Raw genomic sequence first — 13,499 nt, forward strand, 5'->3', positions numbered from 1 at the left:
TGGGCGAGGTGGGGGTGGGCCCGGTGTGTTAAGTTTGTCGGAGTTGCAGTTTTGGTTCTCATGAACGCCATGCGCGCCTGACGGGGATGTGACCGTCGGGCGCGGTTTGTTTTACCGGTCATGTCCGGATGGGGTCATAGCGGCGACGGTGGGGCACCGCAGGGTGCGGGCCCCAAAACGATCCCGTACGGAGGAGATCGACATGGCCACCGGTACCGTCAAGTGGTTCAACGCGGAAAAGGGCTTCGGCTTCATCGAGCAGGACGGCGGCGGCCCCGACGTCTTCGCCCACTACTCGAGCATCTCGGGCCAGGGCTTCAAGGAGCTCGTCGAGGGCGAGAAGGTGACCTTCGAGGTCACCCAGGGCCCGAAGGGCCCGCAGGCCTCCAACATCGTCCGGGGCTGACTCCCGGAGCGTGACGCGCCCACGGCGCCCCCCGACCGGCCACGTGCCGGTCGGGGGGCGCCGTCGTCGTGTGGGCGTGGTCACGCGGCGTACCGAGCGGGGCGCCGGGCGGCCCGCGGGAGCGGGCTGCGCTTACCCTGCCAGGGACGGGGGCAGCGGTCGAGCGACGAGGGTGTGAGGAGTGTGCGGGGTCCGGGCAGGGTCGCGGTCGTGGCGTGTGTCGTGGCGCTCGCGGTGGTCGCTTCGGCCGCCGTGCTCGGGCTGCTGTCGGCGGACGAGCATCCGCCCGGTTCGCACGGGGACGGCGCCGGACCGTCCCGGGTGACCAACGCGGCGCAGGACGTGTTGCGCCGCATCGAGCAGGCCGGGCTGCCCGTCGAGCGGCCCACCGTGCACACCCCGGACAGCGATCCCGACCATCTGCTGGGGGAGCCGGACGGCTACCACAGCAAGGTCAGCTTCGAGGACGGCCGGGTGGACGGCGGGCTCGTGTCGGACAACGACCCCGGCAGCGTCGCGCTGGGCGGCGTCATCGAGGTGTTCTCGACCCACGCGGATGCCGAGGCGCGGGCCAGGCAGCTGCAGCGGAACGCGGCCGACATCCCGACGCGGGCCGAGCGCGGCTACCTCGTGCGCGGCGTGCTGCTGCGGCTGTCGCCGTATCTGGACGAGCGGGCGGCCGAGCAGTACCGGCACGTGCTGGGCGCGCGCCCGGCGCCCACGGACTCACCGCCGGGCGACGTCCGCGAGGCCTGAGCGGGAGCGCGGAAGGGCCGCGGACAGGCCTCAGGAGCGGACGCCGCGGAAGTCGTCGCCGATGGTGAGCGTCAGCACACCCGGCAGGGTGCCTCCGGCGGCGGTGGCCGCGCCGGGCACCCGCCCGCTCAGCACGCTGGCGTGGGCGCGCAGCCCCTGCGGGTACTCGACCGTCGTGCGCTCGCTGGGGACGGCGGCGTTCCCCGTCGTCACGACCTGGAAGCCGGCCGCGCGCAGCTGCGCCGCGACCTCCGCCGCGCGGCCCGGCGTCCCGGTGCCGTTCAGCACGGACACCCGCACCTGCGACGGGGTGAGCGCGGCGCTCTCCTCGGCCGCCGCCTCCAACTTCTTCTTGTTCACCTCGCGGTCCTCCGCCAGCGAGGTGAACAGCTCCTCGGCCTGCGGGTACTGCCAGACGACGTTGGCCTTGTCGGTGGGCACGTCGCGTTCGCGCGGGTAGTTCGGCACCGTCAGGAACGTCAGCCGGTTGGCCGGGATCTTCTGGACGCTGCGGGCGAGGTCGTACAGCGGGCGCACGCCGGCCAGTTCGCGGTCGGTGGTGAGCGAGCTGGTGAAGGCCTCCATGAAGTCGAAGAGGGCCTTCGGGTCGTTGAGTTTGGACTGCGCCTTCTTCGCCAGTGAGGACATGAACTCCTGCTGGCGGCCGATGCGCGAGGTGTCGGAGCCGTCGCCGAGGCTGTAGCGGGCGCGGACGTAGCCGAGCGCCTTCTCGCCCTTGATCGTCTGGCAGCCGGCGTCCATCTTGAGGTGCGCCTTCTTGTCGTCGATGGCTTCCTCGGGGCACACCTCGACGCCGTCGACGGCGTCGACCATGCCCTTGAAGCCCTGGAAGTCCATCGACATGAAGTGGTCGATGCGCAGGCCCGTGTTGTGCTCGACGGTGCGGATCGCGCAGGCGGCGGCGCCGGAGACGTCGCCGTTCATGCCGCCGAGGGCGTACGCCTCGTTGATCTTCGAGTGGTGCGGCCGGGAGGACCTGCCGTCGTCCTGCTGGCAGGTCGGGATCTCCACCCAGGAGTCGCGGGGGAGCGAGACGACCGTCGCCCACTCCCGGTTGGCGGCGATGTGCACGACCATCAGCGTGTCGGACTGCATCGTCGTGAAGCCCTTGCCGTACTTGTCGCCCATGCCGTCGCGGCTGTCCGAGCCGACGACGAGGATGTTCTTGGCGCCGGGGCTGAGCGAGGCCGGGCGGTTGTCGCCGAGGCGGCCTTCCAGGTCGGCGGCGTCGATGTTGCCGTCGAGGCGGTGGTAGACGTAGCCGACGATACCGCCGCCGGCGAGCAGCACCGCGGCGAGCGTGCCGGCCGTCCAGGCCGTCACCCGGCCGCGTCGGGTGAGCCGGGAACGCGGCGCGCGGCGGTGCCCGCCACCGGACCGGCCGGAGGCGGGGGCGGCGCGGCGGCGGCCGCGGCCCGCTCCTCGGGCCGGTCCGCGCTGTGTGTCACCCACGCTGTACACCTCCAGCCCTCTTCACGCGTCGAACGGGCACGCGTCGAAGGGGGCGCTGTCTTGTGACCGGTTCCTGCTCTTCTGCCCGCCTATCCCCCTCCCAAGCGCCGTGAGGCGGTGCACGGCCCGCCGACAGTACCAATAGTGCAACGATCGGCGGGAGTGCTGTTTTCAAGGAGTTGACCCTTCTTGGCCGCAGGGTGAACGTCGCGGCGCTCAGAGTGACGAGAGCGGCCGAAATCACGTCCGCCGGGCTCGTATTAATTTGCGTCTCCTTTACTATGCCGGGAAGCAGGTAGCAGGCCGGGTGTCCGCCCGGCTGAACGAAGTCCGGGCGCGCGCCCGGCAGACGATAAGGAGCCGCGTCCCGTCATGGGCGAACCTCCCAGTACCAGCCGTGCCACATCCCCTCCGCACTTCCCCGGCGCAGCCCACGGAAAGCGGATCACCGAGCGGGGGTGGCACGGACCCCGCAAGGCGCCGGCGCCCTCCGCCGCCCGCCGCCCCACCACTTCGGCCGGTGCCCGGTGAACGCCGCACTCGGCCTCCTCGCGGTGCTTGTGCTCACCGCGGGAACCGGTTACTTCGTCGCGCAGGAATTCGCCTACGTCGCCGCCGACCGGGTGGCCCTCGCCCGAGAGGCCGCCGCCGGCGACAAACGCGCCGCCCGCGCCGTGAAGGTGCTGGAACGGCTCTCCTTCATGCTCTCCGGCGCCCAGTTGGGTATCACCGTCACCGGCCTGGTGGTCGGCTTCCTCGCCGAGCCCGCGCTGGCGGAACTGCTGCGCCCGCTGCTCGCCGGGATCGGCGTGCCGGAGGGAGCCGTCAGCGGCACCGCGTTGACGATCGCGTTCGTCACGGCCCTCGCACTCCAGATGGTCCTCGGCGAACTCGCCCCGAAGAACCTGGCGCTGGCCGTGCCCGAACGCCTCGCCAAGGCGCTCGCCGGCTCCACGCTCGCCTACCTCCGGATAGCCGGGCCCCTGGTACGGGTCTTCGACTCGGCCGCCAACCGGCTGCTGCGCCGCATCGGCATCGAACCGGTGGAGGAACTGCACCACGGCGCCACCCTGGAGGAGCTGGGACACCTCGTCGACGCCTCCCGGGCCCACGGCCACCTCCCGCCGCACACCGCCCGACTGATGGACCACGCCCTGGAGTTCTCCGAGCGCACGGTCGGCGAGGTCATGGTCCCCCGGGTCGACATCCTCTACCTGGCCGCCGACGCGCCGGCCGCCGACGTGGTCCAGCTCATCGCAGAACACGGCCACTCCACCTACCCCGTCACCGGCCGCCGACCGGACGACGTCGTCGGAGTCGTCGGAGTACGGGAACTGATGCGGCACGGCTCCGAGCGGGTCGACCGGGCCCGCGCCGGTGAGCTGGCCCGGCCCGCGCTGCTGCTCCCGGAGACGCTCACCCTCCCCGACGCCGTGCGCCGACTGGACGAACACGGTGAGGAGTTCGCCGTCGTCCTCGACGAACACGGCGGCCTCGCGGGCATCCTGACCTTCGAGGACATCGCGGAGGAGCTGGTCGGCGAGATCAGCGACGAGACCGACAAGGTCGTCGAACCCGCCGTCCAGGACGGGGAGTCGTGGCTCGTCGACGCGCACCGGCGGGTCGACGAGATCGCCGAGGCCACCGGCGTGGCGCTGCCGGAGTCCGAGGACTACGACACGGTCGCCGGCCTGGTCGTCGACCGCCTCGGCCGCTTCCCCGCCCTCGGCGACCGGCTGACCGTCGAACTCGCGGCGCCGGGCGGTACCGCGCTCGTCGAGGTGCTGACCCTCGACCGGCACGTGCCGGGCCGCGTCCGCCTCACCGCCGGACCCCGCGCCGCCACGCGGCACGTCCCGCTGGTGCCCGCCGCCGGTGGGCGGGCCGTGGGCCGTACCAGTCGTACCCAGCAGGAGGAGCCGGTATGAGCCCGTTGACCGCGTTCGCGCTCACCGTGCTGCTGCTGGCCGGCAGCGGGTTCTTCGTCGCCGCCGAGTTCGCCCTGGTGGCGGCCCGTCGGCACCGGGTCGAGCAGGCCGTCGCGGAAGGGCGCCGCGGGGCACCTTCCGCGCTGGCCGGGATGCGCGAGCTGTCGCTGATGCTCGCCGGAGCCCAACTCGGCATCACCGTCTGCACACTGGGGCTGGGCGGCATCTCCAAGCCCGCCGTCTCCGCGCGCCTCGACCCGCTGCTGGTCTCCCTCGGGCTGCCCACCTCGCTCAGCTACGCCGCGGCCTTCCTGTGCGCCATGCTGGTCGTGGTGTTCCTGCACATGGTGGTGGGCGAGATGGCACCCAAGTCGTGGGCCATCGCCCACCCGGAACGGTCGGCGATGCTGCTGTCGCCCGCGTTCCGGGCCGTGACGACCGCCGTGCGCCCGCTGATCCTGCTGCTCAACCGGATCAGCAACGCGCTCGTCCGGCTCTGCCGGGTCACCCCGCGTGAGGAGCTGACCTCCGTACACAACCGCGAGCAGCTGACCCAACTCGTCAAGGAGTCACAGCGGTTGGGGCTGATCAGCCGGGACGACTCGGCGCTGCTGACCAGGAGCCTGACCGAGCCGCAGACCCCGGTCGGCCGGCTCATGGTGCCGGCGGCCCGGATCGCCGCCGTCCCGGCGTCCGCGGACGTCGAGGAGGTGCTGGCCACGGCGGCGCGGCACGACCTCACCCGGCTGCTGGTCGTCGGCGAGACTCCGGACGGCGGCGACGCCGCGGGGGGCGGCACGGCGACGACCGTGCTGGGCTCGGTCCACGCGCGGGACGCGATGGTCGCCCGCCACCGGGGCCGGACCGCCGCCCGCGCCGCGACACTCGCCCGGCCGGTGCCGGAGCTGCGGGCCACCGACACCGCCGCCGACGCCATCGAGCAGTTGCGGCAGCGCCGGGCCTCGCTCGCGGTGATCCGCGACGCGGACGGTTCCCTCGCCGGGCTGATCAGCCTGGACGACCTGATGATCCGGCTGACCGGCCCGCTGACGACGGGCGTGGCGTAGGCGCGGAGGCGTAGCCGGCCGCGGCGGAGTGTCGCTCAGTCCGCGGCCGGCGACCGGTCCCCCGGCTTCGTCGCCGTCGTCGGTGCCGTGACCTCGGCGCGGAAGATCCGCAGCGCGCGGCCGAGGCCGCGTGCCGCGTCGGGCAGCCGCTTCGAGCCGAAGACGACCACCGCGACGAGCGCCACGATGAGCAGGTGCCAGGGCGCGATTCCGTTGCTGACCATGTGCGCCACTATGCCCGCCGGCGCCTCCCGGACCGGCAAAGCGACGGAATGCGGCCGCCCAAGACCCGCCCAAAACCCCGGAAAGCCCTTCCCCGGACCGCCCGGCGGGCCCGGGCGTCAGCGGGCGTCTGCGCAGGACTGCCGCCAGGCGTCCAGATCGAGCCGTTTCACCAGCGAACTCAGTCCGAGCTTCCTGGACTGCTCGCAGAACTGCGCCGCCTTCAGCCGGTACTCCACGTGGAACACCGCCTTTCCGGCGTCCACGAACGGCTTCAGCTTCTCGCACTCGCGATAGGCGGCGCATTCCTCGTTCACCGCGAAGTCGAAGTCGTCGAGGAGTTCGCGGACCTGGTCGACGTCGTTCTTCAGCGCGACGGCCAGCCCGCGTTCCCGCGCGAGGCGGGAGAGCATGCGGTTGAAATCCAGCTGGTGCCGCGCGGTCAGCGGGAAACCGGTCCGGTTCTCGTAGCCGTCCATCTGGTCGGGTTCGACCGCGTCGAAGCCCTTCTGGCGGCACATGTCAAAACGCTTGGCGATCAGCGGGCGCAGCACGTCGAGCTGCCGGATGTCCAGCCACCGCTCGCCCTCCCAGCCGTTGCCCCGGCCGAGCAGTCGCTTGGGGAAGTCGTCGGCGTCCGGACGCCAGTCCTCCCAGGCCCCGGCGTTGATGTAGCAGATCACCCTGACCCCGCGGGCCTGGAGCTTCCGCACCACCGAGGCGTCGTGGTCGAAGCCGTCGATGTCGTAGACGGGGACGTCGACGTCCGGATCGAGCCTGCCGCTGAGCTGCCACTGCCAGTCCAGGCCGGGCTTCGGCTGCCAGCGCTCGCCGCGCGGGGAGGCGGACGGCGAGGGCCGCGCGTCCGTGTCGTCGTCCGGGTCGTCCGGCTTGGTCGAGCAGCCGGCGAGGAGCGCGCACAGCAGCGCGCCCGCCACCGCCAGGCTGGTCCCGGAGCGCGCCGCCCCGGACTTGTCGAACCTCAGGCTCACGCCGTCTCCAGTTGTTCGGGCAGGTTGTCCCACGGATGCGGCAGGCCGCCGGGGACGGCGCAGCACACCCCGGCACCGCGCTCCTCGGCGAGGGCGGACACCCGGTCTGCCTGCCCCGCCGGCACCCCGTACACGAGGTGGCAGAGCCGGCCCGGCGGCACCCGTCGCGTCCAGTGGGGAGAACGTGCGGTCAGGTACGACGTCCAGTCTCCTTCGAAGGTGACCAGCAGGTCGGCGTGTTCGGTGTAGCCGTACTCCGGATGAGTGCCGTGGTTGAACACGATCGTGCGCACGCCCCGCCTGCGCGCCAGCGCCGCCAGGCGCGCGTACTCGGGCAGCTCGGCGGTGCTGCCGGCGGCCTGGTCGAGGAACGCCCCGTCGGTGCCGTACCAGGCGCGGTAGCGGTCGAGTTCGGCGAGCACGTCGGCGTGGCGGCGGGCGCCGTAGGCGGTGTCGGCGTAGCCGAGGAGCCGCACCCCGGCGGCGCGCAGCCGGGCGGCGATGTCGACGAACGCGGGGTCCGGTGCCGTGCCGACGCCGCTCGCCGGGTTGAGCACCACGCCGTACAGCCGGGGCGCGGCGAGGAAGAGCCGGCGCCAGGCCTCCGGCCGGTCGGCGGGGTTCTCGTACAGCGGTACCAGCAGACGCACTGCCGCTCCTGGTGTTCGTGGGCTGACGGGAGGCTCAGCTGACGGGGGACTCAGCTGACGGGGGACTCAGCGGCGGCTCAACGGTGGGCGGTGGCACGGCCCAGCAGGGCCCAGGCGAGCGGGGGCAGCACCAGCGCGGTCGCCCCGCACACCGCCAGCTGCACGGCCAGCGCGTCGACCGTCGTGAACACGGGCAGCAGCAGCCCGGCCAGCTCCGCGCCGGCGGCCAGCCCGCAGGCGGTCACGGCGGCCCAGATCCGGCCGAACGCCTGGAGCAGCAGCGCCGCCCACAGGGTGGCGCCCAGCAGGAGCAGCAGCAGGAGCCTGCCCGGTTCGGCCCCGGGCGCGTACGGCCAGGCCAGCGAGCCGAGCCAGGCGAGCGGCAGCAGCAGCGCCAGGTAGCACAGCATGCCCCGGGCGAGTTCGACGGCGACGGTGGTCCGGAAGCCCGCGAAGCCGGTGAGGTCGCGCAGTCGCCCCAGCGTGCGGTGCCGGAAGCGGCCCAGCAGGTACTCGGCGGGCCCCATGCTCAGCGACAGGGCCAGCGCGGTGGGTGCGGCGATGCTGCCGAGCGCCGCGTCGCGCAGCACGTCGGCGAGGATCGCCAGCATCACCAGGACGCCCACGCCGAGCCCCAGCAGCCCGTACGGCACCGACGACCACAGCGGCGGCGCGAGCGACGGGTAGCGCGGCGCCGACTCCGCCTCCGCCGAGCCGAGTTCGGCGAGCACGGTCAGCACGGCCAGCACGAGGACGGCCGCCAGCGAGGCACCCAGCAGCGCCGCCCGCCAGGCGTCCGGCAGGTCCCGCAGCGCGCTCAGCACACCGCCCGCGGTGACCGGCAGCAGCGCGGCCAGCAGTGCCCGTTCGTGCCCGAGCACCAGCAGCACCGTCGCACCGGCCAGATAGCCGGCCTGGCCGACACAGAACACCCACACCGGCCAGGGCGCGCCGTCGGTGAGCAGCGCGGCCAGAGCGGCGAGCGCCACCGATGCGGCGACACCGGCCGACGCGCCGCGCGCCAGCGCCCGGGCGGCGGCGCGACGCCCCGGCGGCCCGCCCAGGCCCAGCCAGAAGTGCGCGCGGTGGGAGAGCGCCTGGCTCCACGCCCATCCGCACAGCGCGCCGGCCAGCAGCGTGAACGTGCCGGTGGGCAGGCCGCGGGTGCCGGGTGGGCCGCTGAGGAAGGGGCTGCCGAGGACAAACGCCAGAGCGGGCAGGGTGAAGACGACGCCGCGCACCAGACAGCGCAGCAGCTCGGCGCGCGGGCCGTCGCCCGGGTCGGGGGCGGGCGCCCGGTGGTGGGCGCGCGGCACCCGGGCGAACAGCTCGTCGGCGAGCGCGAACGAGTCCGGGAAGCCGTAACGCTCCCTGATCCGCTGGTCGTTCAGCCCCTCGGACTCCAGCAGCGCGGCGATTTCCTCGGGGTGCACGGCGGCGGCGCAGTCCGCGCCGAGCCGGGCCGCCAACTCGGCCAGGGCCGCGGCGTGTTCGCGGGTCCGCCTGCTCAGCTCGGTCATCGGCCACCGCCGTGGCCGACCAGCCGGGAGGCGGGGTGGTCCAGCGGGCGGCCCCCTGGGTGCTCCGCCGGGTGGTCCGCCGCGCGGTGGTCGGGGGCGGGCTCGGCGAGCAGGCCGCGTCCGCGCAGCGGCAGCGTCTCCACGGGCGGCGTCTCCACGGGCGGCGTCTCCGCCCGGGCCGGACCGGTCTCAGACCCGGGCGTCGCGGCATCACCGCCGCTCGCGGCCTCCGCCACCGGGGCGGTCGGTTCCGCGTGAGCTGCCGGGCGCGGCAGCCGGTCGGGGGCGGGTGGCGCCAGGACCGGCCCGCCGGAGGCCAACTCGCGGTATATCCGGCGGAAGTTGTCCACGGACGCCCGCAGCGTGAACTGGTCGATCACGCGTTGCCTGGCGCGGGCGCCGAGCGCCGCCCGCCGCGCCGGGTCCCGCAGCAGCGCGGCCGTCGCGGCGGCCATCGCCTCCGGGTCGCGCGGCGGGACGACCACGCCGCAGTCGCCCGCCGCCTCCCGCACCCCGCCGACGTCCGTCGAGACCGTCGCGCGCCCGCAGGACATGGCCTCGATCAGGCTGAACGGGAACGCCTCGCTGATGCTGGAGAGCAGCACGACGCTGCCGGCCGCGTACGCGCGGCTGACCTGGCTGATCCGACCCTCGAAGCTGACGCGGTCGGCCACCCCGAGCGAGGCGGTCAGCTTCGCCAGCCGGTCGTGGTAGTCCTCGTTGCCCGCCGGCACCCCGCCGAACAGCCGCAGCCGCAGTTCGGGAAAGTCGCGGCGCAGCAGCGCGTAGGCGCGGACCAGGGTCTCCAGGTCCTTGATGGGGTCGATCCGGCCGGCCCAGGTGAGCGTCAGCACCTCCGGCTCCGGGCCGGCGTGCGGGAAGGCGCGCGGGTCGACGCCGTTGTAGACGGTCCGGATGCGTTCGGCGGGGGTGCCGCCGCGCTCCTCCCACCGCCGGTTGTACTGGTTGCACGGGGTGACCAGCCGGGCCGCCCGGTAGCTCTCGGCGGCCAGCTGCCGGTAGAAGCCCAGCAGGAGTGTCTTGACGGGTGCGCCGAGGGAGGCGCCGCGATGGCCGAGATAGCGTTCCCGCTGGTAGATGCCGTGCTCGGTGAGCAGGAACGGCACCTCGTCGAAGTGCTGGGCCGTCAGCGCGGGCAGGGTGGCAAGGCCGCCGCTGACGGCGTGGGCTATGCCGCCGTCGGCTATCCGCAGCCCCAGCGGCCGCAGCAGGTGTTCCAGCAGTCCGGCCGCGGTGAGCGCGTCGTGCAGGCTGGGGGCGGCCGGCGCGGTCGGTGTCCCGGGCCTGGTCCACACGTCGGTGAGGACCCGCAGTGCGCCCTCCGACGCCACCGCCCGGCGCAGCAGGCCGGCCCTCGCCAGCTCCGCCAACTCGTAGAGCGCGGGCCCGAATCCGGGATCGTTGCCGGGGGCGAGGAGGGCGGTGAGGAAGCGCTCGTAGGCGTCGAGGAAGCGGCGTCGGCGGCCCCGGGAGGGCCCCTTGCGGTTGTCGTCGCGGGTGCCGCCCCACAGCGGGAAGGCCTGGTGCCGTACGACGTTGGGCGGCAGCTCCCAGCCCAGCGGCTCCTGGCCGTTGGCGGTCAGCGACAACACCCGGAAGCGCACCTCGGGCATGCCGCGCACGAGCTGGTCGCACCAGGTGCTGACGCCGCCGTGCACATGCGGGTAGGTGCCCTCGGTGAGCAGGGTGACGCGGTCACCGGCGACCGGCAACCGGGCGGTCGCGGCGGCGCCGGGCCGCGCGGGCCGGTCGAGCCGTGCGGGCCGGCCGAGCCGGTCGGCCCGCACGGTGTCGGCGTGCGCGGACGTGGAGTGGACGGACGTGGAGTGGACGGGCGTGGTGGGCTGGAGCATCGCGCTCATAACTGCTGTCCCCCCAGGGCAGGAATGGCGTTCGGAACGACGTTCGGGACGTGCTGACGGTGCTGACGGGTTGGTGCCGGGCGGCTGTGGTGCTGTACGCGCGCGATGGGCCTGCGGTTCGCCTTCCGTGACGTGCGGGCCGGGCGGCCGCTTCGGCGCGCGTTGTCGTGCCCGCCGACCTGGACAGGTCGACGGGCACGAACGCCGTTTCTCAGTTGGGCAGTTGAAGAGTCAGGGCGCCGCCGGCCTGAGCCGGCTTCGTCCAGCCGGACCGGCTTCCGGCGTACGCCCCGCCGAGCGGCCTGGTGCCTCCGGCGGCGTGCCCGGTGACCGTCGTGCCCTTCGGGGCGGTCGCCGGGACCGGCAGCGCGCCGGCCGCCGCGTCCACCTGGAGGGTGACGGTGTCACCGATCCGGTAGCCGGTGACGTGCCCGTCCGCGAGGGCCTTCGCCCAGCGGCCCCGGCGCTGCGTCTCCACGCCCAGCTGGCGCTGCGAGCGGTTCAGCAGCGGCGTGTTCTTCGCGTACAGCCCCCGGTAGGTGTCCAGCAGGGACGTCAGCACCGGGTAGGCCAGCCGCTCCTCGGCGAGGTTGGACTGGTGGATGTAGTGCGGACGCGGATCGTTGTCGGTGGCGTGCGACAGCGCGATGCGCACTTCCAGCGGCTTGATGTACTCCTCGAACCCGGTCTCCACGTCGAGCGGTTCGGGCAGGCAGGTGGAGTTGGGGTCGGTCTCGCAGACGCCGCTGCCGCCGTCCGCCTCGCTGGTGTAGATCCAGTTGTACTCGTCGACCAGTTCCTCGGCCGTGCCGACGTTGTAGTAGAGGCTCATCGGGTGGCGGGGCACGGTGCGCGCCGGTCCGACCTTCCGCTGCTCCGGCTCCCGCGAGTTGTCGCTGGCGATCCACTTCACGCCGGTGTCGCGCAGCGCACGCGCCAGGTTCGGGTTGTCGTCCGGCTGCACCGGCAGCCGCCTGAGGCCGGAGTGCTCGCCGGTGACCAGCTCACGTCGGTCGACGGTGATGCCCTTCGCGGCCGCCCAGTCCAGGTTCTGCTGGATCTCCTGGACGATGGTGGCGCGCGGCACCCACTTCGTGCTGCCGTCGGGCTTCTTCGCGCACACCCACGGCGTCACGGACACGTCCTGCACACAGCCCAGGTAGGGGTGCGTGTAGGTGTGGTTGATCCACCGGAACTCGCCGCGGTCCGAAACCAGTTGGTCGGTCAGGGCGTCCTGCCCGCCGTTCGCCGCACGCCACTCCTCGGCGAATCCGGCGTTGTAGACCATGTCCATGGTGAACTTGTTGTCCCGCTGCCACTGGACGGCGTGCCGGGCGTCGGCGTCCGTCATCCGGATCGTTTCCGGCTCCGTCCCGGAACCGGACGGGCAGTCGAAGCCGCCGGGGGTGCAGTTGTTCTCGGTGTCCCAGCGGTCGTTCGGCGCGAAGGCGTCGTCGACGTGGACCGCGAAGTAGTTCCGGGCCTGGCCGAGCCGCACCCCGTCCGTCACCCAGTCCAGCACGCCGGTGGTCAGCAGCCGGAAGTGCTGCTGCCAGCGGTTGTAGCTGAACGTCAGGACCAGGTCGCGCAGTCCGTCGTGCCGCCACTCGCCGATCAGCGAACCGCGCTCCGCGCTGCCGGGGATCGGCGCCTCCAGCAGGCTGGTGTAGCTCGAACCTGCCGGCGGGTCGGCCAGCGGCACGGCCAGCGCGCCGTACGTCTCGTTCACCGCCGGATCGAGGTCGTCGAACGGCACGCCGCCCTTCAGGTAGCCGAACGGGCCGTCGAGACCGGCCTGCGTCAACTCGGCCTGGGTGCCGTCCAGGACGCCGACGTAGCCCGGGTCCGCCGGCCAGTTCAGGCCGAGCGCGGGCTCCGGGTAGACGTACGCGTTGACCTGCGGCACGTCGAAGGCGGACCGGTAGTCGCGCAGCGCGTCCCGCTCGGCTGAACTCAGTGCCGTCAGTGCCGCGTTGGGCGCCACCACGCCCTGGAAGCGGGCGTGCGGACGGCCGCCGGTGGTGGTGCCCAGAAAGGCCTCGTCGATCGTCGGGCGACCGGAGTCGTCCAACTTCACCGTGGTGTGGGGGGTTCCGGTGCCGCGCAGCCGCTCGCGGATCGCGTCCGTTCCCGGATCTCCGCCGTCGAGCACCAGGACGCGGAGATCGACGCGGGGCGGCTCGTCCGCCTGCGCCGCGTGCTGGACCCCGAAGGTCAGCATCAGCGCCGCGGTGCCCACCGCGACCACCCGGCGCAGCCGGGAGCCGCGGGATTTGCGGTCGGGACGCCTGGGCGACGCGTTCCGACCGGTGTTGCCTATGACCATGTTCCGTACCCCCGAGGAGCGTCGGGCCGTGCCTGAGGCGACCGCCTGCGGTCGCTTGACGGCTGACAGCTTGGCGGCTGCGCGGGCGCGACGTGGCCCAAATGGCACATCTGGGAAGTCGCTCTCAGATTCGCCCACTCACCCCCGACATGAGCCTCGGGTTCCGCTGTGACCCACTGCTGTCGATTGGTCGAACAAGGGGTGATATCGGGTGTACGAGCCCGTCGAGGCGTCCGACACGGTGGCGGGAAACCACCCGTGAGTGCGGCGGGGGCC

At 73.3% G+C, this 13,499-nt stretch carries 11 protein-coding genes; 4 read left to right on the forward strand and 7 right to left on the reverse strand.

Annotation, left to right across the window (positions count from 1 at the left end):
- The first annotated feature begins 202 nt into the window (after nt 1–202).
- Both FNX44_RS15250 and FNX44_RS15255 read left to right on the forward strand, forming a co-directional pair.
- On the forward strand, nt 203–406 hold the full coding sequence (locus FNX44_RS15250) for a cold-shock protein (RefSeq protein ID WP_143648789.1): 204 nt from the start codon (nt 203–205) through the stop codon (nt 404–406).
- Nucleotides 407–616: 210 nt separating this feature from the next.
- On the forward strand, nt 617–1,162 hold the full coding sequence (locus FNX44_RS15255) for a hypothetical protein (RefSeq protein WP_143648790.1): 546 nt from the start codon (nt 617–619) through the stop codon (nt 1,160–1,162).
- A gap of 30 nt (nt 1,163–1,192) precedes the next feature.
- Here FNX44_RS15255 and FNX44_RS15260 read toward each other — a convergent pair whose 3' ends face one another.
- Nucleotides 1,193–2,635, reverse strand: a complete 1,443-nt coding sequence (locus FNX44_RS15260; protein WP_407699185.1) for an LCP family protein — start codon at nt 2,633–2,635, stop codon at nt 1,193–1,195.
- A 527-nt stretch (nt 2,636–3,162) separates the two neighbouring features.
- On the opposite strand from FNX44_RS15260, the gene FNX44_RS15265 reads away from it, so the two are divergent.
- Together FNX44_RS15265 and FNX44_RS15270 are read left to right on the forward strand one after the other, a co-directional pair.
- Nucleotides 3,163–4,563: a hemolysin family protein gene (locus tag FNX44_RS15265; protein ID WP_143648791.1), complete on the forward strand. Its 1,401-nt coding sequence runs from the start codon at nt 3,163–3,165 to the stop codon at nt 4,561–4,563.
- Nucleotides 4,560–5,630, forward strand: coding sequence for a hemolysin family protein (locus FNX44_RS15270; protein ID WP_143648792.1), 1,071 nt, complete (start codon nt 4,560–4,562; stop codon nt 5,628–5,630). Before FNX44_RS15265 ends, FNX44_RS15270 begins: the two co-directional genes overlap by 4 nt.
- Nucleotides 5,631–5,665: 35 nt before the next feature.
- On the opposite strand, the gene tatA is transcribed toward FNX44_RS15270, so the two are convergent.
- The 6 genes from tatA to FNX44_RS15300 all read right to left on the reverse strand — a co-directional run bounded on the left by tatA (nt 5,666) and on the right by FNX44_RS15300 (nt 13,223).
- Entirely contained in the window at nt 5,666–5,854 is a 189-nt protein-coding gene (gene tatA / locus FNX44_RS15275) for a twin-arginine translocase TatA/TatE family subunit (protein WP_143648793.1), read from the reverse strand.
- A gap of 117 nt (nt 5,855–5,971) precedes the next feature.
- Nucleotides 5,972–6,838, reverse strand: coding sequence for an endo alpha-1,4 polygalactosaminidase (locus FNX44_RS15280; protein ID WP_228449915.1), 867 nt, complete (start codon nt 6,836–6,838; stop codon nt 5,972–5,974).
- A 2-nt stretch (nt 6,839–6,840) separates the two neighbouring features.
- Nucleotides 6,841–7,494: a spherulation-specific family 4 protein gene (locus FNX44_RS15285; RefSeq protein ID WP_143648794.1), complete on the reverse strand. Its 654-nt coding sequence runs from the start codon at nt 7,492–7,494 to the stop codon at nt 6,841–6,843.
- A 77-nt stretch (nt 7,495–7,571) separates the two neighbouring features.
- On the reverse strand, nt 7,572–9,014 hold the full coding sequence (locus tag FNX44_RS15290; RefSeq protein WP_143648795.1) for a hypothetical protein: 1,443 nt from the start codon (nt 9,012–9,014) through the stop codon (nt 7,572–7,574).
- Entirely contained in the window at nt 9,011–10,897 is a 1,887-nt protein-coding gene (pelF, locus tag FNX44_RS15295; RefSeq protein ID WP_228449912.1) for a GT4 family glycosyltransferase PelF, read from the reverse strand. Before pelF ends, FNX44_RS15290 begins: the two co-directional genes overlap by 4 nt.
- Nucleotides 10,898–11,108: 211 nt before the next feature.
- Nucleotides 11,109–13,223, reverse strand: a complete 2,115-nt coding sequence (locus FNX44_RS15300; RefSeq protein ID WP_228449913.1) for a hypothetical protein — start codon at nt 13,221–13,223, stop codon at nt 11,109–11,111.
- Nucleotides 13,224–13,499 lie beyond the last annotated feature (276 nt).

Source organism: Streptomyces alkaliterrae, assembly GCF_007097205.2.
GTDB lineage: Bacteria > Actinomycetota > Actinomycetes > Streptomycetales > Streptomycetaceae > Streptomyces > Streptomyces alkaliterrae.